Here is a 23,619-nt window from a genome sequence, read left to right as displayed (position 1 = left end):
CAAAAATGACAGAATCACAAACACCCGGGCCGAGACGGCAGGAACAAAACAGAGCGCCTCAGATGTCAGCCGAACCTTTTACTATCTCTCGTTTTTTGGACATTTACGAAACATCTATGCTCCGCTCTATCCTTACCGTTTCCGCATCGTTTCTTGCACTAGTGGCGCAGCCTACTCAGCTAAATGCACAAACTTTCCCTGTTTCAAGTTCGACTGATGAGGAACGTTCCTCACGCGATGATCGTCAGTCTGATGGCCGTCAAGACACCCAGGACGAATCTGATAGCGAACAAACAGACGGAGTGGAACCTACGCGGATTATAGACGAGGCGTCGCGCAACAGAACTCAGTCGCGTGAAAACAGTGAGAAGTCCAAGTCACTGTTTGACCGTGATCCGGCAGACACCCGCAAAGCGGAACCGAACGAGTTCGAGACTTACGTCACCCGCATGCTTGGGCGCCCCTTGCAGCGTTTCGGGGCCGATCTTGTCCTGCCAGGCGGGCGCGACTTTGAACGGTCTGCCGACGCAACTATCCCTCCCGACTACCGTATCAACGTAGGCGATACGATCTCGATCTCGCTAACCGGCTCAGCAGAAGGCAGCGTGGAGCGGACGGTCGATAATAATGGGCGCATTTTCTTATCCTCTGTTGGCGAAATTACACTTGCAGGTGTACGCCAGGGCGACCTCAAGGCCGTGCTGACGCGTGCGATAGGGACCCAGTTCCGCAATTTTCGCGTCGGGGTACGGACTACCGGGCTACGCGGGGTACGCGTGTTCGTAACCGGCTACGCGGTCAACCCCGGTGCGTTCTCGGTCAACAGTTTAACGACTGCGTTCAATGCGATCCTTCAAGCGGGAGGACCCGCTGCAGGCGGTAGCTGGCGGAATGCCAAGCTTGTGCGTGACGGCGTCGAGATTGCCGACATCGATCTGTATGATATCTTAATCAACGGGAACCGCGCGAACGATGTGACGCTTGAGAATGAAGATGTCATAGTCATTCCCCCAGCAGCACCGCAGATTGCGGTCGCGGGTAGCGTTCGGCGTGAAGCAATTTTCGAATTGCGCGGCTCTGAGACGATCGAAGATGCGCTGCGTTATGCTGGTGGAAAAGATGAACTTGCCGAAATTGGCCGCGTTATGATCTACAGTACTGACATGACCGGACCAGCTGGGCCTCGTGAAATATTAGCTACAGAATTTGGCAGCACAGTTGTTCGTGCAGGAGACGTGATCCAGGTTCTTGCTGAAGGCAACCTCATGCGCCCAACCGACCGACAGTCGGTTGTTGTTCGGGTAGAGGGGGAAGTGGTCAATCCAGGCAACTATTATGTAGAGCCTAATAAGCCGCTAGAAGACTTAATAAAGCTCGCTGGCGGGTATAGCCAACGGGCTTTTGTCTACGGCGCAGGGCTAACACGCCAGACGGTTATGGTTCAACAGAAGCGCAGCTTCGAAGAAGCGCTTGACCTGTTTGAAATAGCTTTAGCCTCTTCACCGCTCCAGTCCGCCAACGGCATAGACCAGCGCCGCTCCGAGGTTCAACTTCTCGCTGCTAAAGCGACCCTTGCGAAACTGCGGGAGGCAAAGCCGGATGGACGGTTGGTATTGGAAACTAAGCCCGATTCGCAGAGCCTGCCTCGCGGTATCATGCTGGAGAATGGTGACCGGCTCGTAATCCCCCCCCGACCGACCAGCATTGGTGTATTCGGCGCGGTTTATCGTCCGGCCTCATTTCAAATTGATGAGACTAATCCACGAAAAATACGCGACTATGTGGAGCTAGCCGGAGGTACGCTACAAGCGGCTAACCGTGGTCACATTTTCGTGGTGCGTGCCAACGGCAGCGTACTTACCCGTGCCCAAGGCGCATTTAACCAAAAAGCATTGCCTGGTGACGTAGTATTCGTACCTATTCGCACACAGTCGAGCGACATCTTTACTAAGATCACGCAAATATCTTCCATAGTGTTCCAGTTGGGCCTCGCGGCTGCGACTGTTGCGGCGATCAACTGATGACACCGCGCCACTCTTTCACCGGCAGCCTTGCTGGATTAAAATCGCTTGATCGTCTGTGGAAACGCGCCCTACTTTTCGGTGTTCCCATAGTTGCTCTGGTTGGCTTTGCAGCCTTTCCCGAGAAATTTCGTGTGGAGGCATCTCTGACCCCGACCGACCCCGGTTCGCTTGGCCTGTCCAATACACTTGAGCAGTTTGGTGCGCTGAATTCGGTGTTTGGGAAGCAAGCAGCTGTCGAAATCGCGCTGCGAATTGGGAACAGTATCTATACCCGCGATAGGGTGATCCGGGATTTATCGCTTGAGTCGCGGCTTGATATGTCAAAAATCGAACTGCATCGATGGCTCCAAAATAAGGTCGAAATTAGAGCTCTGCGTGGCGGAATTATATTGATCCAGATGGACGAAACTGACAAAAAAATTGCTCAGGACGTCGTTACGGCCTTTACCGATGCCACTCGTGATGAGTTGGCAAGAATAATGCAGCGCCAGACGGAATACAAAAAGGAGCTTTTAGAAAAGCTCGTTGCGAAATCTGGCCTTCGCCTTTCCAAGGCCCAGAGTGAATTCGATGCTTTCCGGCTGCAGAACGGCTATGCTGATCCCGGGGCCTCGATTGGAACAATCAGTGGACGCATTCCGGGGTTGCGTGCCTCAATTGCAGACGTTGATCGGCGTATTGCGGCCGCCAGTAGGTTCTTTACCCCAGAGAATATGGCGATAGTCCAGCTTCAGGCTGAGCGCGATGCGCTTACAGAACAGCTGAATGAGGCGCTCGATAAACGTCCAGGTGTGCGCGCGGGGACGGTGGGCGAAGTCGTGGATGCCTCGACGAAGGTATATGAACTCGACCGCGAATTAAAGGTCGCCCGGACCCTGTACACCAATTATGTCCGTTTCCTTGAGGGTACGGCTGTCGAGGACCTTACCTCAAAAGCCAATATTCGTATGCTTGAACGGCCATATGTTTCGACCGAGCGGCAATATCGTTCGCCACTGTTGGCGGCTGCGGCAGCTCTATTTCTGCTGTGGATGGCCATCGAATTCTACCGCCTACGCCCCCCTTTGGGCGCCCCAATTGGCTCCCAGCGGACGCCGCAATATGGTGTAAGCAGACTGGGGGAGCAGAATGAGTCATAATGATCGGGAATTGGTGTCTGCCCCTGAAGTGACGGTGTGCATCGCTTGTCGCAACGAGGAACAGAATGTCGAGGCAATCGCGGCAGCCGTAATTGCAGAGATGGAAAGCGTTGCGGCGCGTTTTGACATCATCTTTATCGACAATGAGTCAAATGACCGCACGGTTGAGATCGTCAAACAGATGTGCGCCCTCGATCCGCGTATCAAGTTGATCGTAAACACCCGCAACTTTGGCCAGATGCGCTCGCCTACCCATGCGATATACGCCGCCCAGGGAAGCGGCGTTATTTCTATGTGTGCCGATTTTCAAGACTCGCCCGCGCTTCTCTCCGAATTCGTACGCCGCTGGCGTGCGGGCACACCCATTGTGCTGGGCGTTCGGAAGGTCGAACAGAACTCGGTCCTGTTGAAATTTTTCCGCAACCTGTCCTACAGCCTCCAGCGTCGTTTCGGCGATTATCCGGTGATTCCAAACGCTACGGGATTCGGCATTTACGACCGCAGGGTCGTAAATGCCCTGAAACGGCTCAACGAGCCTGAACCCTTTGTGCGCGGGATGCTGGTGGAAACGGGGTATAGGATCGAAACGATTCCCTTCGACCGTCCGCCGCGCGCAGGAGGGCGCTCTAAAAATAATTTCTTCACGTTGCTGGACTTCGCGCTCAACGGGCTCGCTGGATCATCAAGGGGCTTGCTGCGCGCCCCGCTCTATGTTGCCTTCTTATTCGGCCTCATAACGCTGGTCTGCCTCGCTGGCGCGGTGCTGTCGCCGCTGTGGGACGGCTCCTGGCAGTTCTGGCTGTTTGCCGCCCTCCTCGAGGGGCAGATGACGTTGATGTTCTTATTCTTTGGCTTGCTCGGTGTGCAGATCGGACTGATCTCTGAGCGGACACGCAACCAGCCGCTGGTACTCGAGCGCGAACGGGTCAATTTTCCGTCCGATTATGCCGGCGAGGGCTGAGATGCCTGAGGCGCCGTCAGAAGAACCGCCGCGCGGACGGATATATATGCAGTTCAACTGGCGGCAGCTGCTGCGTTATTATCAGGCCGGCGTGATCAACACGCTGTTTGGCTATGGCTGCTACGCCGCGCTGCTGTGGTTGGGGCTCGACATGTTCATCGCCCAGCTTATCAGCCATACGGTGGGAACGCTGTTTAACTATTTCACCTTCAGCCGCTATGCCTTTGCAGGCGAGGCCGGATCGCCGCTGCGCTTCGTGGCGTCCTATGCGGGGAATTATCTCCTCAGCCTTGCGGTGCTGTGGACCCTGTCGCAGGCGATTGCCTCGCCCTATCTTGCAGGGCTCGCGGCGGTGGTGATCGTCTCGGCGATCAACTTCCTTATCCTCAAACGCTTCGTGTTCCGGCCAGCAGCGGGGAGCCGTTGATGTTCCGCCGTCACTGGCAAAGCGGGGTGCTTATCGAATGGGTGCTGGCGGGCCTGATCCTCGTTAGCCTTGTGCACGCCACATGGTTCCTGTTCACATTCAAATATTTGCCGCCCCCGTTTTTCTATGAGCCGGGCGATATCTTCGCTGACTGGTTCAACACCGCCTACTGGGCATATAATCCCGAGGGCGCATTCGAAACATGGACCACGCTTTACCCGCCGCTTTCCTTCGTCATCCTTCGGGCGCTCAGCGTGAGCGACTGCTATCAGCTGGCAAGTGGCCTGGATTCCAGCCCCGGCTATATGGCCCGCGGCTGCGACTGGATCGGCCATGTGTCTATCTTCGGCTTCTGGGCGCTTGGCGTCGTGCTGATGTTCCTTACGCTGCGAAAGTTCGATCCCCGCACCGCGATCCCGCGTACGATCTGTATGGGGCTGGGCTGGCCGATGCTGAACGGCATCGAGCGCGGCAACCTCGTGCTGATCGCCTTTCCAATGTTCCTGCTTGCCGTCATGCCGCTGCTACGTTCGGCGCGCGCGCGCTGGGTCTTCGCGGCCTTATCGATCAACATGAAGCTCTACCTGATTGCCCCCTTCATGGCGCAACTGATCATGCGGCGCTGGCGGTGGGTTGAATCCGTGCTTATCGCCACCGTGCTCGTTTACCTGGTCAGCTACGCCTTGTTAGGCGCTGGAACCCTTGGTCAGATCCTGCATAACGTCACCGCCTGGGCACAGAACACAATGGCCAACCCGCTCGATTTCTGGCCAGCTACCACCTACCAAGGCATCACTTCTTTTTTCGAGAGCAAGGACGATATCTTCCCGACGATGCTGGTGCTCGGGTCGGATGCAATCGAGTTGGTGCCTGTGGCCATCGCTGTGCTGCTGCGCTCGACGCAGGCCCTCTTGCTAATGGCGATGGCCGCCACCTGGCTCAGGCCCGAGGCTATCTCGCGTTATCGCGTCTACCTGTTGGCGATCATGTTCGCGCTGATCACCAGCGAGGGCGGGGGCTATACCCCGATCTTCTGGACTGCGTTGGTGCTGACGGAGCGCTGGCAAGGCTGGGGCCCGCGTTTCGCGATCATTTGCTGTTATCTAATGGGCTGTTCCTATGACCTTGTCGTATCAAACATCGATACCATCGACCGCTATGGCTACATATTTGATATGGACATAATCGTGGAGATGAACCTGACGCTTTGGCCCCTGGTGCGGCCACTCGTAATCCAGTTGGTCGCTATCGCGATCGCTTGCAGCACGATCCGCACTGTCTGGATCGATGTATATGAGCAAGGCTGGGCCGACCGCTGGCGGATGCGGCGTGACGCGCCTTTATTGCCTTGGGTCGCGCGGCCGGAGCGGCAGATCGCCGAATGAAGCTGCGCTTTCCCGTCGACGGGCCCCGACTTTTCTCGGCACAAATGCCGCGCATCGACTGGCTGCTCACTATCATCCTGCTAGCGGCGCTGGTGCTCCGGCTTTGGTCGGTTGCTTTCGGCTTGCCGGCGCTGACCGATCCGGACGAGCTGATGTTTGAGCTGGGTGCTTACCGGATGATCGACGGCGGGCAGCTCAACCCGGAGTGGTTCGGCCATCCGGCCACTACCACCATGTACATGCTCGCTCTGATTGATGTCGCGGTGCTGGGGTTGGGCCTTGCGACCGGGCGCTTCACAAGCGTCGAGAATTTCGCCGCGGCGATCTATGCCGATCCGGGCATCCTCGTGCTGCCGCACCGCATTGCCATTGTGCTTATCGCGGTCGCAGGGGTCGCGCTCGCCTACCGCCTCGCGACCCGTCTGTTTGACCGACCCACAGGGGTGGTGACCGCGGCAATCCTCACGGTGAGCCCGGTGCATATCACTTATTCGCAGCTGGTGCGATCGGACATGATGGCGACTGTGTTCATGCTGGCGGCGATGCTTGGCGCGCTCGCTTATGCGCGTCACGGCAGCATTCGTGCGCTCGTCGCAACTGGGTTCTGCGTTGCGTTGGCGATTACCACCAAATGGCCCTTCGCCGTCGCCTTCCTGTCGCTCGCCGGCGCGGTGTTGCTGCGCTGGCGTGACGGGCTTGAGAGCGGGCGGCGCACCTTCATGTTGCTTGCGGCCGCTGCGGCGGGGACGGTGGCGGCAATGGTATTAATCTCGCCCTTCCTGATAATCGAGTGGAACACGGTCGTCACCAATCTCCGTGGTGAGGTGCGTCCCCATCACCTCGGTGCGACTGGCGGCAGCCTCATCGACAACGCGCTCTGGTATATACGCGGACCGTTTGTGCGCGCCCTCGGCATCACTGGACTGGCACTTGCCGCAATCGGCGCGGTGTTTGCTGTGCGGAGCCGTGAATTCGTTGCTGTTGCGCTGGTTACGGGAATCGCAATGTTAGTGCTCGCCAGCAGCCAGAACATCGTATGGGAGCGCTGGATCCTTGCGATGGTACCGTTGCTGGCTATGCTCATGGCGTTGGCTCTGGTGCGGGTCGCGGCATTGGCTGGGGCCTGGCTGAACTACCGTGCCGTGCCGCTCGCGGGGGGCGCACTGCTGGCCACAGCGCTCCTCCCGCTGCTGCTCGCAGCACTTGCCGACGGGCGTGAGCGGATGAATGACACCCGGCTAATGGCCTCGGCTTGGCTGCGCGCGAACGCCGCGCCAGACAGCACGATCTTTGTGGAGCACTTCGCCTTTGACCTCGTGGAGAGCGACTTCGACTTCGTCTTTCCGCTGGGTATTTTGGGCTGCCAGGACGTGCGCGGGCTGCTCAACGGGAGGATCGACAATTCGCTAATCGCATCCGCGCGCGGTGGCCGCAGCAACATTGATTACGGGACGGTTTTGGCCGAAAGGATTGATACCTGCCGCGCCGATTATGCGGTACTAAGCCAGTACGCACGTTATGCCGCCGAGAAGGAGCGGTTCCCCCGCGAATGGTCGCAATATAGCGATCTCATTGCGCGCGGCGAGAAGGTCGCCGAATTTCGCCCCGAGCGCGGAGTGTCAGGTGGCTGGCCGGTAGTTATCCTGCGCTTTCCCACCGACGAGTAAGCGCCCTGCCGCGGGGTCTTGGTCCAATTAATGCTCTTTTTAGTGGTATGCCATCATGCAGCGGCGACAATCCGCTGTTCGCCAGCCGACATGGACAACAATCACGTCGAGCCTCTAATCGTAACTGGATGATAGTTGGCGGTCACGACAGTGCGCGTGTTGCGGGCAATTCTTTGCCGACAAATCTGGCGCCTCCCGCCGAAAGAACATGCCGGCCGTGCAAACAATCCCATCGCTCACTAACTTAGTCTATAATGTGATTGAGAGCACGAGCCAGCAGGATGGGCTAGAACGCTATTCAGCGATGTCTCAAAAATTTAAGCCAAAGAACTCTTCTAATTTGCCGGCAATATAGTCCAGATGTTCTTCATTTAACCCCGGATAAGTGCCTACCCAGAACGTCTGGTTCATCACAATGTCGGTGTTCGTTAAATCACCACTCACCCGAAAATTACGCCCAGCCATATAAGGCTGCTTGGTTAAATTACCCGCAAACAAAAGGCGCGTGCCAATTTTGTTTTGATCCAAAAAGTTAATAAGGTCAGAGCGTTGAACGCCGCTATCTTCTTTCACCACCAACGGGAAGCCGAACCATGAAGGCTCTGAGTTAGGCGTAGCTTCGGGGAGGTGCAAAAATTCGGTGCAACTAAGTAAGCGGTTTCTCAGATAAGAGTAGTTAGCACGCCGCTTGGCTATAAACTCCTCTAACCGGTCCATTTGTGCAAGAGCGCAGGCCGCCTGCATATCTGTGATCTTAAGATTGTACCCCAAGTGGCTATATGTGTATTTATGATCATAGCCATCCGGCAAATCACCGCCAATATCCTTCTTAGTCCAGCAGAACCGCTTATCGCAGGTATTGTCTTTACCCGTGGGGCAATAGCAGTCGCGTCCCCAGTCCCTGAAAGACTCCGCGATCATTTTAAGCTCCGCACTATTTGTAAATACCGCGCCCCCTTCACCCATGGTAATGTGATGTGCCGGATAAAAGCTAAGGGTCCCGATGTCACCAAATGTCCCGACCATTTGACCGCCATAGGTCGCACCCAACGCGTCGCAGGTGTCTTCAATCAACCACAAATTATACTTTTTACACAGAGCGGTTACGACTTCAACGTTGAAGGGGTTACCGAGACTATGTGCCAGCATGATGGCCTTCGTTTTGGGGCTTATTGCCGCTTCAATTTTGCTGGCGTCGATATTATGTGTAGCTAACTCGACATCGACAAATACTGGGACGGCTCCAAACTGTAGGATGGGGTTAACTGTGGTCGGAAATCCCGCAGCGACGCCAATTACTTCATCGCCAGGCTTGATTGCGCGATCACCCAGTTTAGAACTGGTCAGAGTTGAGAAAGCAACCAAATTAGCGGATGAACCGGAGTTGACCGTCATCAGGTATTTGACACCTAAAAACTTGGCCATCCGTTCTTCGAACATTTTATTAAATCGTCCCGTCGTCAACCAGCCATCCAAGGACGCATCAACCATAAGCTGCAGCTCCTTTGCGCCAACAACCTTGCCAGATACCGGCACAGCCGTTTCGCCAGGGACGAAGGCGTTGGGGGCGTAAACAATATCCGCGTATTGTTGCACTAAGTCCATTATCTGACTGCGAAGCGTGTCAGTTTGTGCTTCGATCGCAATGTTTTCGAGGGTCATGCTTGGTTCCTATATTCAGTGATTTATTTTATCGAGAGGCTTGCTTTTCAGAGCCTGACATGGGTTCTTGGCGCGGAGCGATAACGAGGGCCAAAGCAGTTTGCAATCGCAATCGTGGCGACCAGTTCAAACGCCGAAGCGCCGTGGGCACATCTAACTTCAGATAGTTGGCCGCGATGCAGTCTTTTCGCTTAAGCGTGTTCCCAAGCCACCTGCAAGATTGGCTGCCGAGCTTACAAAAGCATCAGAATAGAATCTGTTGGAAGGTAAGCCAGCGTCAAACATTGCAAGCCGAGCGCTATGTATCATTGCGTCAGAACCACAGGCATACACAGCCGCCTTATTCAAGTCCGGCTGAACCTCTAGCAATGCTTGTTGTACATAACCGCGTGCCCCTGACCAAGAAGAGCTCGCGCGAGACAAAACTGGAATAAAAACGTGATTTCCTGGCATGGCATCAACATCTAAGTACATGTCATCCTGAGCCCGTCCGCCCCACACGACAGTTACTGAACGAGGTAGCTTGCTCGCAGCAAGCTCAGGCATGGTTTCGATCATCGCCTTGATCGGCGCTATGCCGGTGCCCGTGGCAAGGAACACTAAATCTAGACCAGCCGTTTCGCGCAAAAAAAATGAACCCAGCGGTCCATTGATGCGCACTAGATCCTCTGTTTTAGCTTCGCTGAACCAATAGTTACTCATGACACCTCCAACTACGGCACGGATGTGCAACTCAAGCTGGCCGTCTGTCGATGGCGCGTTAGCTATAGAGTAGCTTCGCCGAACGCCGCCCGCACCGATCACGTTAACGTACTGGCCAGGTAAATAGTTCAAAATACTATTCGGTGGCACCCTTAGGATTACGCGCAAAACATCTGGTGCTAATTTTTTGAGGCTGCTTATTCGGGCTGGAAGGGTTTTAACTGTTGGAATAGCAAATCCACTTATATCTTCCACGTCAATTAACAGATCGGACGCAGCCGTTCGAGCGCAGCTTAGAATCCAACCATCTTCTTTTTCTTCAGTTGTCAAACCGAGTTCGTCAACCAACGGTTGACTTTGCCCACTTAAGACCTTGCATTTGCAAGAGCTGCAACGACCAGTTTTGCAACTGTAGGGAAGTGCGATTTGTGCTTTTGCTGCAGATTCTAGAATCGAAATTCCGTCCGAACAGTCAAAATGCAGACCTGTGGTAAGATTAACTTGCACCATAGTTAATTTAACATTCCTAAAACGTCGAATTAATATTCAAAATGCCATAAACATATAGCTATAAATTTATCCTGATTCCACCCGCGCTTAATAAATATCGATGTCGGGAGGGCAAGGCCGTCGTCTCTTTGTGGCGGTGTCACGCACTTATGTAAAGATTGTTTTCTTATTAAGAATCTTAGATAATTACTTTTCAAAGGCCTTTCAGGACGCAAGAGCTTAAGGCAAAACAACAACAAAATTTTGCTACTGGTAGCTTCGCCAATCTTACGATTCAACGCTTTGTGTGGATTAAGCGCAAGCGGGTTCCGCGCGGCAGGCGCCGTTACGGCTTAGAATGGGTGTAACGCAAGCGTAAGAGATTTTAATGCCGTGATAACGCAAGAGACACCAATGCAGGCATTCCCGCCGAAGCAAGCAAAGCTCATAATGTCTTGAAGGACCAACCCGCACTGCGTATCGCACGCAAAAAGTTGGTGACCCCTACGGGAATCGAACCCGTGTTTCAGCCGTGAAAGGGCCGCGTCCTAACCGCTAGACGAAGGGGCCAATCGCTTGGCGAGCCGCGCCTTTACGGGTTCGTTTTGCACTCGTCAAGGCCAAGTTCGCGCAAATTCAGTCCGCAAAGGCAATGTCGTCGACATGCAGCTCCGCCTTTGGCGTCGCGCCCCAGTCATCGACCTTAGCGCGGCCCGCAAACCAGTACCTTCGCCCACGATCTGCGTGCAGCATGGTCTGGCCCAAAACGGTCTCGCCCTGGCGGAAAGCCATGGCCTTAAACGACTGCCCGTCGTCGCCCGCGACGATGGCGCGGACATGGTCCTTGCCGACAATATCGCACTTGATGATCCGCAATGGCCCTGTGACCACGCGCGGCCCAGGCCAGCCCATACCATAAGGTCCAGCAGGTTCCATGGCGTCGACAAAAATGGGGTTCAGACCGCGCGGCGCAACTATGGCGTCGATCAACAGCGCCTTGGTCCCCGATGCGTTGGCGACATCTGTTGCGAGCCTTTCGTCAAGCCAATCCGCCAGCGCGTCAATCTTGTCACCGTCAACGGTCAAGCCCGCCGCCATGGCGTGGCCACCGCCTGCGACCAGCAAGCCAGCCTCGCGCGCCGAAATGATGGCTGCGCCCAAGTCAACCCCCGCGATGGACCGCCCCGACCCCTTGCCAACGCCATTTTCGTCGACGGCAATGACGATGGATGGCTTGCCAGTCTTTTCCTTGATGCGGCCAGCAACGATGCCAATGACCCCTGGATGCCAGCCCTCGCCCGACAACAGCGCCACCGCGCGGTTATGCTGTCCGGCTAACATGGCCTCAGCCTGTCCCTGCACCACCGATTCGATTGCGCGGCGTTCTTCATTCAGGCGGTCCAGCTCCATCGCAATGTCTTGCGCCTCGAGCGGGTCTTCTGTGATGAGTAGCCGCACACCAAGGTCCGATTTGCCGACGCGGCCTCCGGCATTGATACGCGGGCCCAAGGCAAAGCCAAGGTCGGAGCATATCGGCGCGCGGGTCAGGCGGCTCGCTTGAATGAGCGCAGACAGCCCAATGTTGCGGCGCGCGGCCATGACCTTCAGCCCCTGCGCCACGAACGCGCGGTTCAGGCCGCGCAGCTGCGCCACATCGGCCACGGTGCCCAAGGCCACGATATCAAGCAGCTCCATGATTTTGGGCTCGGGCCGTGCGGCGAAATAGCCACGGCTACGCAGGGTGCGGATCAACGCCGCCCCCAAAAGAAATGCTACGCCTACCGCCGCCAGATGCCCGTGGGATGCCGCCTCGTCGGTTTCGTCGAGCCGGTTAGGGTTGACTAAGGCGAAGGCTTCAGGAAGCTCTGACGCGCATTTATGATGGTCGACGACAATGACCTCAAGGCCAGCGGCCTTGGCCTGCGACAAAGCGTCATAGGCCATGGCGCCGCAATCGACGGTAATGATTAAGCGGCTGCCACTTGTCCCAATACGGACCAACGCTTCGCCTGAGGGGCCATAGCCCTCCATCAAGCGATCTGGGATATAGTAACCGGCATCAAGGCCCAGCATACGCAGCAAGCGGATGAGTAAAGCCGCGCTCGTCGCACCATCAACATCATAATCGCCATAGACAGTGATTTGCTCCCCTGCCTCCACAGCCTGCGCCAGTCGAAGTGCCGCATTTTCCATATCCTGAAAAATTGACGGGTCGGGCATGAAATTGCGGATGGTCGGGTTGCGTTGTCGTTCAATATCATCACGCGGGACACCGCGCGCCATCAGCAATTGCGTGACCAGATCATTGGGCTGAAAATCTGGGTCACGGCTATCGGTGCCGCTGCCCCGCCAATGCCAAGCTTGTTCAAGGACGGAATGATGGATGTTCAGGACTGACGACATGATGCTTCCCTATGGCGCGCCGCTGGTGCTAGCAAGTGGGGATGAAGCAACTCGCAATAATCTGGCACAGCATGACGGGTGGGTCTGAAGCTCTGGCGCAGGCGGCTTATAATGGCGCGGTGCGGGGGCAGGGCGTGAATGTGCTGATGCTGAACGCTGCAGAGGCGGACGTAGAACATATATTGACAGCAGACGGCTATCTGTTCGTCTTTCCCGAAAATCTCGCGGCGATCAGCGGCGGCATGAAAAGCTTTTTCGACCGATGCTATTATCCGTGCCTTGGGGCGCTAAACGGGCGGGCTTATGCGATGATTATATGCGCAGGTTCCGATGGACGAAATGCCGTTGCGCAGGCGGAGCGGATCGCGACGGGCTGGCGGCTGCGACAGATTGCACCCAGCGCCATTGTGTGCACGCATGCGCAGACGCAAGAGGCCATATTGGCACCCAAGACCATCGACAAAGTTGACCTGTCGGCCGCTGCGGAACTGGGTGAGCAGATCGCAACGGGCCTGCAAATGGGTATTTATTGAATATCAGTCGAGACGATCAGCCTTACGATGCTCGCTCTTGACCCAGCGTACGGTTCCAGATGAGGCGCGCATCACGACGCTTTCGGTGGTGACACGGCCATCGCGCAAGGTCTTCACGCCCTCCAGCAACGAACCATGGGTGACACCCGTGGCGGCAAAGATACAATCGCCCTTGGCCAATTCTTCAAGGTCGTAGATCTTGTCCAAATCTTCGATGCCCCATTTGCGCGCACGCAGCCGCTCGTCATCATTGCGGAAAAGCAAGCGGCCCTTGAACTGGCCACCGACGCAGCGCAAAGCCGCGGCTGCCAATACGCCCTCTGGCGCGCCGCCGCTGCCCATATAGATGTCTACGGTCGTGTCGGGGTTTGTTGTCGCGATCACGCCAGCGACGTCGCCATCGGGGATCAGCATAACGCCGCAGCCAATTGCGCGCAGTTCGGCGATCATCTTTTCATGGCGGGGACGGTCAAGCACACACACAATAAGTTCATGCGGCGGCACGCCTTTTTCAGCCGCTACGGCCGCGACATTCTCTGCCACCGATTTGTTGAGATTAACGATGTTGGGCGAGTAGCCAGGGCCAACCGCAATTTTGTCCATGTACACATCGGGCGCATTGAGCAAATTGCCTTCTTCGGCCACAGCCAGCACAGCCAGCGCGTTCGGGCCCGCTTTTGCGGTAATCGTCGTGCCCTCCAATGGATCCAGCGCGATGTCGATTTTGGGACCCGTACCAATCGCGGAACCGACCTTTTCACCAATGAAGAGCATCGGCGCTTCGTCCCGTTCGCCTTCGCCGATGACGACCGTTCCATCCATATATAGTTCGTTCAAGGCGGCGCGCATCGCTTCGACGGCAGCGGCATCAGCAGCCTTTTCATCGCCGCGCCCAATCAACTTCGCCGCTGCGATGGCTGCAGCTTCCGTCACGCGTACCATTTCCAAAACAAGGACGCGGTCGAGTATTTGGCTTGCGACAGTCATTTGAATTTCCTAGCTATCTTACAATCTTAATATGCGAACGGGTTTCCCCCAACAGAACGACATTTCGGGGCTTAAATTGCGATAGGGAAGGCGAAGGCCATTGTCGAGATTGCTTATCGCAATTTTCATTCTCTTGGCGGCGGCCACGGAGGTTGCGGCGCAAACAGCATTACGCGCAGATGACCCCGCCGCCGCACAAATTGAGCGTACACGGCGAATGGTCGCCGTCGATGCCGATGGCTGCGTCAAATATCGGCAGAATGACGAGATTGTCGTATGCGGCGAAAATCCCGACAATAAAAGCCAACGCATATTTCGCGATACGCAAGGAACGGACGAAGACCGCATACGGCGCGGGGAAGCTATTTCCAGCAAGCGCGCGGCGGCATGTTTGCGTGGCGATACGAACTGCAAGATTTACATGAAGGGCGTGGGCATGGATTTTGGCTATGTCCCACCCGTCGCCATTCCGCTGAAAGAAGTGCTAAAAGGGCTGCCTGAACCGGATATGATTGTCACCGATGGCGAGAACGCACCGCCCTGATCATTCGCCCAAAATGTGCATCACCATCGGCTCGCCAAGCAAGCTGTCCGAACTTGCCAGCGCATTTATGGTGTCGTTAATGGCTTGTTCTGGTCCGGCATGCGTAACCATGGCGATTAACGCCGAACCATCGTCGCTTGCCTCGGTTTGAATCAGGCTTTCAATCGACAGCCCCGCATCACGCATCGCTGCGGTGATTTCTGCGAGCACACCAACGCGGTCTGCGACCAACATGCGCAAATAGGTTTTGCTGATCCGATGTGCTGACGCTGCGCGCGGCAGCTTTTCAAGCTCAGCTGACGGCATGGAGAATGCAGGGCCGATTTCCTTGCGCGCAATATCGACCAAATCAGCAACGACTGCTGATGCAGTTGGCTTGTCACCCGCGCCTGCGCCTTGGAACAGCAAGCGGCCCGAGAAATTGCCCTCTGCAACGATGGCGTTGGTTGCGCCTGTGACATGCGCCAGCGGGTGGCTCAGCGGCACAAGGCAAGGCTCAACCCGTTGGAAAATAGTCGATGATCCATTGTCGCCGTCAATTTCAGCAAGACCGATGAGCCGGATACGATAGCCCAAGGTTTTGGCCTGTGCGATGTCAGCCGCCAAGATTTTGCGCACACCGCGCGCCTCAACACCGCCAAAATCAATGACCGTGCCAAAGCTTAAGGAGGCGAGAATGGAAAGCTTGTGTGCGGCATCGACACCGTCAATGTCGAACGAAGGATCTGCCTCTGCAAAACCCTTTGCCTGCGCATCGGCCAGCACATGGGCAAAGTCCAGCCCGTCGCGCTCCATGCTGGACAGGATAAAATTACATGTGCCGTTGAGAATGCCATAGACTCGGTCAATGCGGTTGGCGGCGGCACCATCGCGCAGACCTTGAATGACCGGAACACCTCCGGCAACCGCCGCTTCAAATTTGAGCGCGGCCTGCTTGTTTTCTGCCAAAGCCGCAAGCTCGAAACCATGATGCGCGATCATCGCCTTGTTGGCGGTCACCAAAGCGCGCCCGCTGGACAAAGTCTCGCGAGCCAAGGTCAGGGCGGGACCATCGGATCCTCCGACGAGCTCAACCACAACGTCAACATCGTCCGCCGTAGCAAGCTGCCCCATGTCGTCGACCCAACGATAAGGCGACAGATCAACGCCGCGATCTTTCGTCCGGTCACGCGCCGTAATGGCCACAATCTTGATCTCGCGGCCAGCCCTGCGCGCAATAAGCGCCGCATTCTCTTCGATCAGGCGAATGACACCACTGCCCACGGTTCCAAGTCCCGCGAGGCCCACATTAAGGGGTGCATGACGAACGGATGTGGACATTGTTAAATGGCTTTCTGCTTAGAATCTGTTGGATTTATGCCGCGCTTAAGTGGAAATTGAGGGAAACGCTAGCCCAAGCTTGCGATGTTCTTGCAGCTTTACGCGCCATAGGCATAAGACAAGCCTTGGGCTGGCGCTTGGGCATGGCGTTCGCTAGAGCCTAGATAAATGCGAAATCGGAGTGAAGAAATGCGTGCAATAGGTGTCATCGGTGCGGGTCAAATGGGTGCGGGCATCGCGCAAGTGAGCGCTGCTGCTGGCTATCATGTCTATCTGTCCGACCTTGATTTGGCCAAGGCCGAAGCAGGCAAGGCCAGCATTGCAAGCGCCTTGGGCCGCTTGGTCGCCAAAGAGAAAATGGCGCAGGTCGAAGCCGACATATTGTTATCACGCATTGAGCCTGTCGCCAGCTATGAACCCATGGCTGATGCTGGGTTGATCGTCGAAGCGGCGACTGAGCGTGAGGACATTAAGCGCAAGATATTTGAGGCGGTGGGCAAAATTCTTGGCCAGCACGCGGTGCTGGCGTCGAACACATCGTCGATTCCGATCACACGATTGGCGCAATCATCCCCCGACCCAGAACGCTTTATCGGCGTCCATTTCTTCAATCCCGTGCCGGTCATGGGCCTGATTGAAATCATTCGGGGGCTTGCGACGACCGATGCCACCGTCGACATTGTGCGCCAATATGGGGAAGCACTTGGCAAGCAATTGGTCTTTGCCAATGATGCCCCCGGCTTCATCGTCAACCGCGTGCTGATGCCCATGATCAATGAAGCCATCTTTGCGCTTGGCGAAGGCGTGGCCAATATGCGCGATATCGATACCGCGTGCCAGCTTGGCCTCAATCACCCCATGGGGCCGCTGACCTTGGCGGATTTTATCGGGCTCGATACCTGTCTTGAAATAACCAATGTGCTGTTCCAATCGACGGGCGACCCCAAGTTCCGCCCCGCCCCCTTACTGCAAAAATATGTCGAGGCAGGATGGTATGGCCGTAAGGTAAAGCGCGGATTTTACGATTATTCTGGCGACGCGCCGGTACCGACGCGCTGAGGCTTAAGCTTGGCGCGCCGTCATAAAGGCTGCCTCAAGATCAGCGATCAAGTCGTCGGTGTCTTCCAAGCCAATCTGTAGCCGAATGAGGGTGCCTTCCTTGTCCCAAGGCACTGCTGAGCGGTATTTTTCAGGCTGGACGGGCAAAGCAAGGCTTTCAAAGCCGCCCCAGCTATAGCCAATGCCGAATAAGCCGAGGGCATCTACAAAGGCAGCGGCGGTTGCGGCGTCACCCTTATGGATGAACGAGAATAAGCCCGACGCGCCCGTAAAGTCACGCTTCCAAATGTCATGCCCTGGGCATTCCGGCAGCGCGGGGTGGAATACTGCCGCAACATCGGGTTGGGCCTGTAACCATTTGGCGATTTGCAGCGCCGACGCCTCATGTGCCTTCATCCGGACGGATAAGGTGCGCAGGCCGCGACTAGCAAGATAGGCATCGTCGGGTGACACTGTCTGACCAAGCTGCTGCGCGGTTTGGCGTAATTTTGTCCAATATTTTGCATGCGTGGTGACGCTGCCCATCATGACGTCGCTATGGCCCACAATATATTTGGTGCACGATAAGATCGCCATATCGATGCCCTTGTCGAGGGCTGTGTGAAAATAAGATGTCGCCCAAGTATTATCGAGCAAAGTGACAACATTATGTTTTTTGGCTGCTGCGCAAATGGCGGGAATATCTTGCATCTCAAAGGTCAGGCTTCCTGGGGACTCCAGCAAGATCGCTTTGCTGCGGTCGCAAAACAGCGTGTCATAATCCGCGGTCAGCGGATCAAAATAGCGTGTTTCCACCCCGAAACGACCCAGAAATCCGTCGGCCAATGACCGGCTTGGATCATAAGCATTGTCTGTCATCAACAGCACATCGCCAGCCTTTAAAACCGACAGCAACGCACAAGCAATTGCGGCTACACCAGAGGGATAGAGCATCGTGCCATGCGCGCCTGGCTCCATTTCGGTCAGCGCTTCGGCGAGCGACCATTGTGTCGGCGACCCACGGCGGCCGTAGAAAAAGCGGCCGTCCGCGTTACCCGATTTACCCGCCTCCAACGCAGCTACGTTTTCATATAAATGCGTGCTGGCGCGCCAGACAGGCACGTTGACCACAGGACCGGTAAGCGCGCTGCTTCGCCCTGCAGTAACTATTTTGGTGGCTGGTTTTTGGGGCTTGTCAGAACTCAAGCCGCACCCAGCGCCTTGGGGGTGTCTTTATCAAGGCCCCATTCGGACCAGCTGCCGTCGTAAAGCGAAACATCAGTCTTGCCCGTCATCCGTGCGCCAAAAAGAAGAACCGCAGCGGTCATGCCTGAACCACATGTCGTGATCATCGGCTTGTTGAGATCAACGCCTGCGTCGGCATAAGCTTGGGCAAGATCTTCGCCGCGTTTCCATGTGCCGTCAGCGTTGAACAATTGACCAAAGGGTAAGTTGCGGCTGCCTGGGATATGACCCGACGCCATTTCGGGGCGTGGCTCGGCTTCTTCGCCAGTAAAGCGACCAGCGCCGCGTGCATCAACCACTTCTGCGTCCTTGCTGTGCAAGTTTGCCAGCATATCAGCCTTGCTGCGCACGGCCTTGTCGTCCTTCCACACGGTGAAGTGGCGGTGGCGCAAGGTCGGTTTGCCGGTTTCAAGCGGGCGGCCTTCGGCTTTCCACTTGGCGATGCCGCCATCCAGAATTGCCACGGCATGTGCGCCAAACAAGGTCAGCATCCACCATGCGCGGGTGGCGGACTTGAAAGGGCTGTCATCATAGACCACGATACGGCTGCCGTCACCAAGTCCAAGCGATTGCATGCGGCTCGCGAATTTTTCAGCTGGCGGTAGCGTGTTGGGTAAGCCGCTATTGGCGTCGGCGAGCTCTTCCAAATCCATGAACACGGCCGATGGAATATGCCCGCCTTCATATTCGGCCTGCGCGTTACGCCCTGCATCGGGCATGAACCAAGTTGCATCGACCACGCGAAGGTCGGACGCGCCGATTTCGTTCGCCAACCAATCGGTGCTTACTAACAATTCCATGATTTCGTCCTTGCCCGCATATATGATTCTTATGCGTCGCAGGATAAGCAGCTTTTACAAACTATCCAAGCGTTTCCAGAAAAAGCTGCGCATGGCTGCGAAGCTTTTCTTTATCTGCGTCCGCCATCCGCTCCCAATTCTTATATGGCATCGCCATACGGGGATTTTTGCGCAGCTTGGTTTCGTTCCGAGCAATGAAATCCCAGTATAACGCGTTGAAAGGGCATGCTGTTGGCCCCACGCGTTGTTTGACGTCATATCGGCAATGGCTGCAATAATCGGACATGCGATTGATATAGGCACCGCTTGCCGCATAAGGTTTTGATGCGAGCATGCCGCCATCGGCAAATTGGCTCATGCCAAGGCTGTTGGGTAATTCCACCCATTCATAGGCATCGGCATAAACGGCCAGATACCATCTATGCACTTGCTTCGGGTCAAGTCCCGCCAGCAAGGCAAAATTGCCGGTGATCATCAGCCGCTGGATATGATGTGCGTAGCTATGCGCGATTGTCTGGCCAATGGCCTGCGACAGGCAAAGCATGTCGGTTTTGCCCGTCCAGTAAAATTCCGGCAGTGGCCGAGTCGCGGCCAGCGCGTTGCTCTCCACATATTCGGGGCCAGCATGCCAATAAATGCCGCGGACATATTCGCGCCAACCAATGACTTGCCGAATGAAGCCCTCAGCGGCGTTAATCGGAACCTTACCCGCCCGATATTGCACCTCAACCGCACGGCACAGCTCAAGCGGGTCAAGCAAGCCGGAGTTGATGTATGGCGAGAGGATCGAGTGCCATAAAAACGGTTCGCCGGTCAGCATAGCGTCCTGATAATCGCCAAAATTGGGCAAAGCATGGGCCAAGAAATGCTGTTGCTGCTGCAACGCATCTGCGCGGGTCACGGCAAATCCGAATTTGCCCGTCTGTCCGATATTGGCACCATAACGGCTCTCAACCATCTGGATGACGTCTTGCGTCACCGCATTGGGCGCAAAATGCAGCGGCTTTGGCATCGTCAGATCGCGTTTGGCGGGTTTGCGGTTTTCTGCATCGAAATTCCATTGCCCACCCTCGGGCGTATCGCCGTTCATGAGCAAGCCGGATTTACGGCGCATATCGCGATAGAAGAACTCCATACGTAACTGCTTGCGGTCCTTGGCCCAGCGTTCAAATTCGCCATGGGTGCACAAAAACCGGTCGTCGGGCAGGATAGTCACCGGAACATCAAAACGGTCGGACCAGCTATCGAGCATGGCCTTTACCCGCCATTCGCCGGCCTCGGTCACGCGCAGCGCGGAAACATTGTGCCGCTCAATTGCGCGCGCGACTTCACCGGTCAAGCTGCCGCTGTTATTTGCATCAGTCAGTTTTACATAGTCGACCGTCCAGCCTGCGCTGCGCAGATCCTCTGCATGGTGGCGCATGGCGGATAGAATATACGCCATTTTGGATTTATGGTGCGGCACATATTCGGTTTCTTCGTCCACCTCTGCCATCAAGATGACGCAGGCTATTTTGTCCTGCCCGGCCAAAGAAGACAGGCCATGGCTTAGCTGGTCGCCAAATACGGGAATCAAAATTGTCATGTCCGCGCCATAGCGCGGCGCAGATTGCAGGGCGATACAGGGTTTCCAGAAAGACGGGCGCGTCCTTTTTGGGTTCATTCCGCTCTCATTATGCGCGAACCATTGGTGCTATTTGGCATCACCGGTTTGCTTCGTGCTCCGAAACCGCTAAATGCGCGATCATGACTGACACATTAAAGCCCAAATTTCTTGGTGCGCACAGCGCGCTTCCGCAAACGCCTGAAGAGGCGCAACTGGATTATGTTCCCAATCCGCGCCCTGATACGCTGTATCTCGCGCGTTTTGCGGTCCCTGAATTTACCTCGCTTTGTCCCGTCACGGCGCAGCCTGATTTTGCGCATTTGGTTATCGATTATGCGCCAGATGCGACAATCGTCGAATCAAAATCGTTGAAGTTGTTTCTGGGGTCATTCCGCAATCACGCCGCCTTTCATGAAGACTGCACCGTTGGCATCGGCCAGCGTCTTTTCTCGGAGATGAAACCGCATTGGCTACGTATCGGCGGCTATTGGTATCCGCGCGGCGGCATACCGATTGATGTGTTCTGGCAATCTGGCGAACCACCCAAGGGCCTGTGGTTGCCCGATCAAGCTGTTCAGCCCTATCGCGGCCGCGGCTAGTTTGTTTAAACAAACTGCCCAATAATGCGTCAGTAGCAACGCCGGTCACCGCTGCCGCCTGCTAGTTCCTCATCTCGTCGACGCTCAAGAATCGTTCGTCGCAAAATATCGGTAAAAGCTGTTCTCGACGCAGGGCCTGCTTTATCACTTCTGCATGGCCAATATATTAAGAGCTTGGGAAAACCGCATCCAAGGCGTCAGCCGCAAAGGCATGGTCTCATTGGCGATGCTGTCTTTGTTATCAGCATGCGTTTCTGCGGAGCGCGCGCCGCCACGAACACCTGCCCCAGCTGCGAAAAAGGCGCTGCCTGCGCAAAAGCCTGCGACGCCTGCCGTTCCGGTTCGTCCAGCGGTTGGCCGCGCTCCTGCTGGATTGGAAAATCTGCTGAATGACCAATGGCGCATTTTTCCAGGCCGCACGGGTGTTGCGATCATGCGCATCGATGGTGGCGAATGGATAACCGGTAAACGCGTTGACGATTTATTCCCGCAACAAAGCGTATCCAAAACATGGGTGGCGCTGACGATTTTGGACTTGGTCGACCAAGGAAAGGTCCGGTTGGATCAAAAAATACGTATTACGCGCGATGACCTTGCGGTCTTTCATCAACCCATTCGCGATCGTGTTATCGCCAATGGCGAGATCGAAGTGACAGTGCTCTCGTTGCTCGAGCAAGCGATCATCAGCAGCGACAATACCGCCAATGATTCTTTGCTGAGGACAGCGGGTGGTCCGCAGGCCGTGCAGAATTTCCTGCTGCGCAAAAAACTGGGCGCTATCCGCTTTGGTCCGGGTGAGCGTTTGATGCAAAGCGGGATAGCGGGGCTGGAATGGCGTCAAGAATATGCGATTGGCCGCCGTTTTTATTCTGCGCGCAGCGAGGTTCCCTTGGCAACGCGGAAAGCAGCGTTAGATCGCTACCTTGCCGATCCCGTCGACGGGGCAAGTCCCGAGGCGATTGTCCGTGGGCTTGCGAAATTGGCTAGAGGCGAATTGCTCTCGCCTGCATCGACGCGGCTTATTTTGGGGATAATGTCACGCACATCAAGCGGTCCGAACCGGTTGAAGGCAGGGGTGCCTGCGGGGTGGCAGTTTGTCCATAAGACGGGGACAGGGCAAATTCTGCCGCCGGTTTCAACGGGCTATAATGATATCGGCATAATGACGGCGCCTGATGGCACGCGCTATGCCGTGGCCGTCATGATGGGCAGTACGACCGCGCCCATTCCGCAACGCATGGCATTCATGCAGTTTGTGTCGCGGACTATCGCCACATATCACGGACAATAATTGCCGACACGAATTCTGGCTGCCCCAGACATAGCCCCGCTGTGTTACAGACAAAGAAAAGGGCCGTCCTGTAAACAGGACAGCCCTTATCAAAATGCTTTCGCTTAGAAAGCGCGAATATTACTTCGCAGCTTCTTTCGCAGCGTCTGCAGCGGCGCCAGCTTCTGCAGCAGGAGCAGCAGCAGCGTCAGCAGCAGGTGCAGCAGCGTCAGTTGCAGCGGCATCAGTTGCAGCAGCAGCATCGGTAGCTACTTCAGCGCCTTCAACAGCGGCATCAGCAGCTTCTGTGGTTGCTTCTGTGGTTGCTTCTGTGGTTGCTTCTTCAGCACCCGAGCAAGCGGCCAAACCGAGCGAAGCGGCAAGAACGAGAGATACAGCAATTTTCTTCATATGGGAAACCCCCTAGCAAAACTTATGAAAACCTGACAGGCACGCTACAACAATTGCAGCTTGCCTGCGAAAAGCCCTCTAGCCCGTTCATAATTCGCTGGCAATGCGCTTTTTCATTTCTGCAAAATGTTACATAGCCGTTTGGGCCTTATGTCTACTATAACGGTAGAAAATATGGCCAATTTGTGCGGATTGACATGATATAAAGATTTCTTTATATCCCTTTCAAATGATCAGTTTGTTAAACATCATGCGGGCTTTAGCTGACCCTACACGGTTACGAATCGTGTTTCTAGTCCGCCGGCTTGAGCTTTCGGTGGGCGAATTGGTGCAGATACTCGACCAAAGCCAGCCCCGCGTTTCCCGACATATCCGCATTCTAGATGAAGCTGGGCTTTTGGAGCGTC

At 55.7% G+C, this 23,619-nt stretch carries 21 protein-coding genes and 1 tRNA gene; 12 read left to right on the top strand and 10 right to left on the bottom strand.

The genetic code is table 11. The annotated features are described in order from the left end of the window. Positions 1-5 precede the first annotated feature (5 nt). Genes ACILP3_RS08340 through ACILP3_RS08315 form a run of 6 tightly spaced genes read left to right on the top strand, consistent with a single transcriptional unit; the run spans position 6 to position 7,603 of the window. Complete coding sequence (locus tag ACILP3_RS08340) at positions 6-2,021, top strand: SLBB domain-containing protein (protein ID WP_395616194.1); 2,016 nt, start codon at positions 6-8, stop codon at positions 2,019-2,021. Further along, positions 2,021-3,163: a hypothetical protein gene (locus ACILP3_RS08335; protein WP_395616193.1), complete on the top strand. Its 1,143-nt coding sequence runs from the start codon at positions 2,021-2,023 to the stop codon at positions 3,161-3,163. Before ACILP3_RS08340 ends, ACILP3_RS08335 begins: the two co-directional genes overlap by 1 nt. Beyond that, positions 3,153-4,124: a glycosyltransferase family 2 protein gene (locus ACILP3_RS08330; RefSeq protein ID WP_395616192.1), complete on the top strand. Its 972-nt coding sequence runs from the start codon at positions 3,153-3,155 to the stop codon at positions 4,122-4,124. The genes ACILP3_RS08335 and ACILP3_RS08330 overlap by 11 nt, the downstream gene beginning before the upstream one ends. Before the next feature lie 46 nt (positions 4,125-4,170). Next, positions 4,171-4,551 (top strand): GtrA family protein, encoded by a 381-nt coding sequence (locus ACILP3_RS08325; RefSeq protein WP_395616191.1) that lies wholly within the window; start codon positions 4,171-4,173, stop codon positions 4,549-4,551. Next, a complete protein-coding gene (locus tag ACILP3_RS08320) occupies positions 4,551-5,936 on the top strand; it encodes a hypothetical protein (protein ID WP_395616190.1) in 1,386 nt (461 codons plus the stop codon). The genes ACILP3_RS08325 and ACILP3_RS08320 overlap by 1 nt, the downstream gene beginning before the upstream one ends. Then, complete coding sequence (locus ACILP3_RS08315; RefSeq protein ID WP_395616189.1) at positions 5,933-7,603, top strand: ArnT family glycosyltransferase; 1,671 nt, start codon at positions 5,933-5,935, stop codon at positions 7,601-7,603. Before ACILP3_RS08320 ends, ACILP3_RS08315 begins: the two co-directional genes overlap by 4 nt. A gap of 309 nt (positions 7,604-7,912) precedes the next feature. Here the strand turns inward: ACILP3_RS08315 and rfbH are convergent, their stop codons facing one another. The 4 genes from rfbH to recJ all read right to left on the bottom strand — a co-directional run bounded on the left by rfbH (position 7,913) and on the right by recJ (position 12,859). After that, entirely contained in the window at positions 7,913-9,265 is a 1,353-nt protein-coding gene (rfbH, locus tag ACILP3_RS08310; RefSeq protein ID WP_395616188.1) for a lipopolysaccharide biosynthesis protein RfbH, read from the bottom strand. A 159-nt stretch (positions 9,266-9,424) separates the two neighbouring features. After that, the gene (locus ACILP3_RS08305; protein WP_395616187.1) at positions 9,425-10,477 is read right to left on the bottom strand and encodes an FAD-binding oxidoreductase; all 1,053 of its coding nucleotides are present in this window, start codon (positions 10,475-10,477) and stop codon (positions 9,425-9,427) included. Positions 10,478-10,951: 474 nt separating this feature from the next. Further along, a tRNA-Glu gene (locus ACILP3_RS08300) sits at positions 10,952-11,026 on the bottom strand. 66 nt (positions 11,027-11,092) lie between these two features. After that, a complete protein-coding gene (gene recJ, locus ACILP3_RS08295; RefSeq protein WP_395616186.1) occupies positions 11,093-12,859 on the bottom strand; it encodes a single-stranded-DNA-specific exonuclease RecJ in 1,767 nt (588 codons plus the stop codon). 41 nt (positions 12,860-12,900) lie between these two features. Between recJ and ACILP3_RS08290 the strand changes: the two genes are divergently transcribed. Further along, positions 12,901-13,392 carry a flavodoxin family protein gene (locus tag ACILP3_RS08290; protein ID WP_395616185.1) on the top strand — a complete coding sequence of 164 codons (492 nt, stop codon included), beginning with the start codon at positions 12,901-12,903 and terminating at the stop codon, positions 13,390-13,392. A gap of 3 nt (positions 13,393-13,395) precedes the next feature. Here ACILP3_RS08290 and glpX read toward each other — a convergent pair whose 3' ends face one another. Further along, positions 13,396-14,379 carry a class II fructose-bisphosphatase gene (glpX, locus tag ACILP3_RS08285; protein ID WP_395616184.1) on the bottom strand — a complete coding sequence of 328 codons (984 nt, stop codon included), beginning with the start codon at positions 14,377-14,379 and terminating at the stop codon, positions 13,396-13,398. 100 nt (positions 14,380-14,479) lie between these two features. On the opposite strand from glpX, the gene ACILP3_RS08280 reads away from it, so the two are divergent. After that, the gene (locus ACILP3_RS08280; protein WP_395616183.1) at positions 14,480-14,923 is read left to right on the top strand and encodes a hypothetical protein; all 444 of its coding nucleotides are present in this window, start codon (positions 14,480-14,482) and stop codon (positions 14,921-14,923) included. Here the strand turns inward: ACILP3_RS08280 and ACILP3_RS08275 are convergent, their stop codons facing one another. Beyond that, positions 14,924-16,243, bottom strand: a complete 1,320-nt coding sequence (locus tag ACILP3_RS08275; protein ID WP_395616182.1) for a homoserine dehydrogenase — start codon at positions 16,241-16,243, stop codon at positions 14,924-14,926. A 189-nt stretch (positions 16,244-16,432) separates the two neighbouring features. On the opposite strand from ACILP3_RS08275, the gene ACILP3_RS08270 reads away from it, so the two are divergent. Beyond that, complete coding sequence (locus ACILP3_RS08270) at positions 16,433-17,302, top strand: 3-hydroxyacyl-CoA dehydrogenase NAD-binding domain-containing protein (RefSeq protein ID WP_395616181.1); 870 nt, start codon at positions 16,433-16,435, stop codon at positions 17,300-17,302. Positions 17,303-17,305: 3 nt separating this feature from the next. Here the strand turns inward: ACILP3_RS08270 and metC are convergent, their stop codons facing one another. From metC to ACILP3_RS08255, 3 genes are all read right to left on the bottom strand, one after another. Then, positions 17,306-18,487 (bottom strand): cystathionine beta-lyase, encoded by a 1,182-nt coding sequence (gene metC / locus ACILP3_RS08265; protein ID WP_395616180.1) that lies wholly within the window; start codon positions 18,485-18,487, stop codon positions 17,306-17,308. Then, a complete protein-coding gene (gene sseA, locus ACILP3_RS08260) occupies positions 18,484-19,326 on the bottom strand; it encodes a 3-mercaptopyruvate sulfurtransferase (RefSeq protein ID WP_395616179.1) in 843 nt (280 codons plus the stop codon). Before sseA ends, metC begins: the two co-directional genes overlap by 4 nt. Before the next feature lie 61 nt (positions 19,327-19,387). Beyond that, positions 19,388-20,911 carry a cryptochrome/photolyase family protein gene (locus ACILP3_RS08255; RefSeq protein WP_395616178.1) on the bottom strand — a complete coding sequence of 508 codons (1,524 nt, stop codon included), beginning with the start codon at positions 20,909-20,911 and terminating at the stop codon, positions 19,388-19,390. Between the two features lie 161 nt (positions 20,912-21,072). On the opposite strand from ACILP3_RS08255, the gene queF reads away from it, so the two are divergent. Further along, positions 21,073-21,531: a preQ(1) synthase gene (gene queF, locus ACILP3_RS08250; RefSeq protein WP_395616177.1), complete on the top strand. Its 459-nt coding sequence runs from the start codon at positions 21,073-21,075 to the stop codon at positions 21,529-21,531. A 154-nt stretch (positions 21,532-21,685) separates the two neighbouring features. Next, the gene (locus ACILP3_RS08245; protein WP_395616176.1) at positions 21,686-22,822 is read left to right on the top strand and encodes a serine hydrolase; all 1,137 of its coding nucleotides are present in this window, start codon (positions 21,686-21,688) and stop codon (positions 22,820-22,822) included. Between the two features lie 120 nt (positions 22,823-22,942). Here the strand turns inward: ACILP3_RS08245 and ACILP3_RS08240 are convergent, their stop codons facing one another. Continuing rightward, positions 22,943-23,212, bottom strand: coding sequence for a hypothetical protein (locus tag ACILP3_RS08240; protein ID WP_395616175.1), 270 nt, complete (start codon positions 23,210-23,212; stop codon positions 22,943-22,945). Between the two features lie 229 nt (positions 23,213-23,441). Here ACILP3_RS08240 and ACILP3_RS08235 point away from each other — a divergent pair. Then, positions 23,442-23,619, top strand: a 178-nt coding sequence (locus tag ACILP3_RS08235) for an ArsR/SmtB family transcription factor (protein ID WP_395616201.1), incomplete at its 3' end; no start/stop codon positions are given.

The sequence above is a fragment of the Sphingorhabdus sp. genome (assembly GCF_044239665.1).
Taxonomy (GTDB): Bacteria; Pseudomonadota; Alphaproteobacteria; order Sphingomonadales; family Sphingomonadaceae; genus Sphingorhabdus_B.
Note: the sequence above shows the minus strand (reverse complement) of the source record. Positions and strands in the feature narration are given on the sequence as shown.

Excerpts from the sequence above, each read along its gene's own strand:
- ACILP3_RS08340 (WP_395616194.1), top strand. The coding sequence starts at position 6 with ATGACAGAATCACAAACACCCGGGCCGAGACGGCAGGAACAAAACAGA.
- ACILP3_RS08335 (WP_395616193.1), top strand. The coding sequence starts at position 2,021 with ATGACACCGCGCCACTCTTTCACCGGCAGCCTTGCTGGATTAAAATCG.
- ACILP3_RS08330 (WP_395616192.1), top strand. The coding sequence starts at position 3,153 with ATGAGTCATAATGATCGGGAATTGGTGTCTGCCCCTGAAGTGACGGTG.
- ACILP3_RS08325 (WP_395616191.1), top strand. The coding sequence starts at position 4,171 with ATGCAGTTCAACTGGCGGCAGCTGCTGCGTTATTATCAGGCCGGCGTG.
- ACILP3_RS08320 (WP_395616190.1), top strand. The coding sequence starts at position 4,551 with ATGTTCCGCCGTCACTGGCAAAGCGGGGTGCTTATCGAATGGGTGCTG.
- ACILP3_RS08315 (WP_395616189.1), top strand. The coding sequence starts at position 5,933 with ATGAAGCTGCGCTTTCCCGTCGACGGGCCCCGACTTTTCTCGGCACAA.
- rfbH (WP_395616188.1), bottom strand. The coding sequence starts at position 9,265 with ATGACCCTCGAAAACATTGCGATCGAAGCACAAACTGACACGCTTCGC.
- ACILP3_RS08305 (WP_395616187.1), bottom strand. The coding sequence starts at position 10,477 with ATGGTGCAAGTTAATCTTACCACAGGTCTGCATTTTGACTGTTCGGAC.
- recJ (WP_395616186.1), bottom strand. The coding sequence starts at position 12,859 with ATGTCGTCAGTCCTGAACATCCATCATTCCGTCCTTGAACAAGCTTGG.
- ACILP3_RS08290 (WP_395616185.1), top strand. The coding sequence starts at position 12,901 with ATGAAGCAACTCGCAATAATCTGGCACAGCATGACGGGTGGGTCTGAA.
- glpX (WP_395616184.1), bottom strand. The coding sequence starts at position 14,379 with ATGACTGTCGCAAGCCAAATACTCGACCGCGTCCTTGTTTTGGAAATG.
- ACILP3_RS08275 (WP_395616182.1), bottom strand. The coding sequence starts at position 16,243 with ATGTCCACATCCGTTCGTCATGCACCCCTTAATGTGGGCCTCGCGGGA.
- ACILP3_RS08270 (WP_395616181.1), top strand. The coding sequence starts at position 16,433 with ATGCGTGCAATAGGTGTCATCGGTGCGGGTCAAATGGGTGCGGGCATC.
- sseA (WP_395616179.1), bottom strand. The coding sequence starts at position 19,326 with ATGGAATTGTTAGTAAGCACCGATTGGTTGGCGAACGAAATCGGCGCG.
- ACILP3_RS08255 (WP_395616178.1), bottom strand. The coding sequence starts at position 20,911 with ATGACAATTTTGATTCCCGTATTTGGCGACCAGCTAAGCCATGGCCTG.
- queF (WP_395616177.1), top strand. The coding sequence starts at position 21,073 with ATGACTGACACATTAAAGCCCAAATTTCTTGGTGCGCACAGCGCGCTT.
- ACILP3_RS08245 (WP_395616176.1), top strand. The coding sequence starts at position 21,686 with ATGGCCAATATATTAAGAGCTTGGGAAAACCGCATCCAAGGCGTCAGC.
- ACILP3_RS08240 (WP_395616175.1), bottom strand. The coding sequence starts at position 23,212 with ATGAAGAAAATTGCTGTATCTCTCGTTCTTGCCGCTTCGCTCGGTTTG.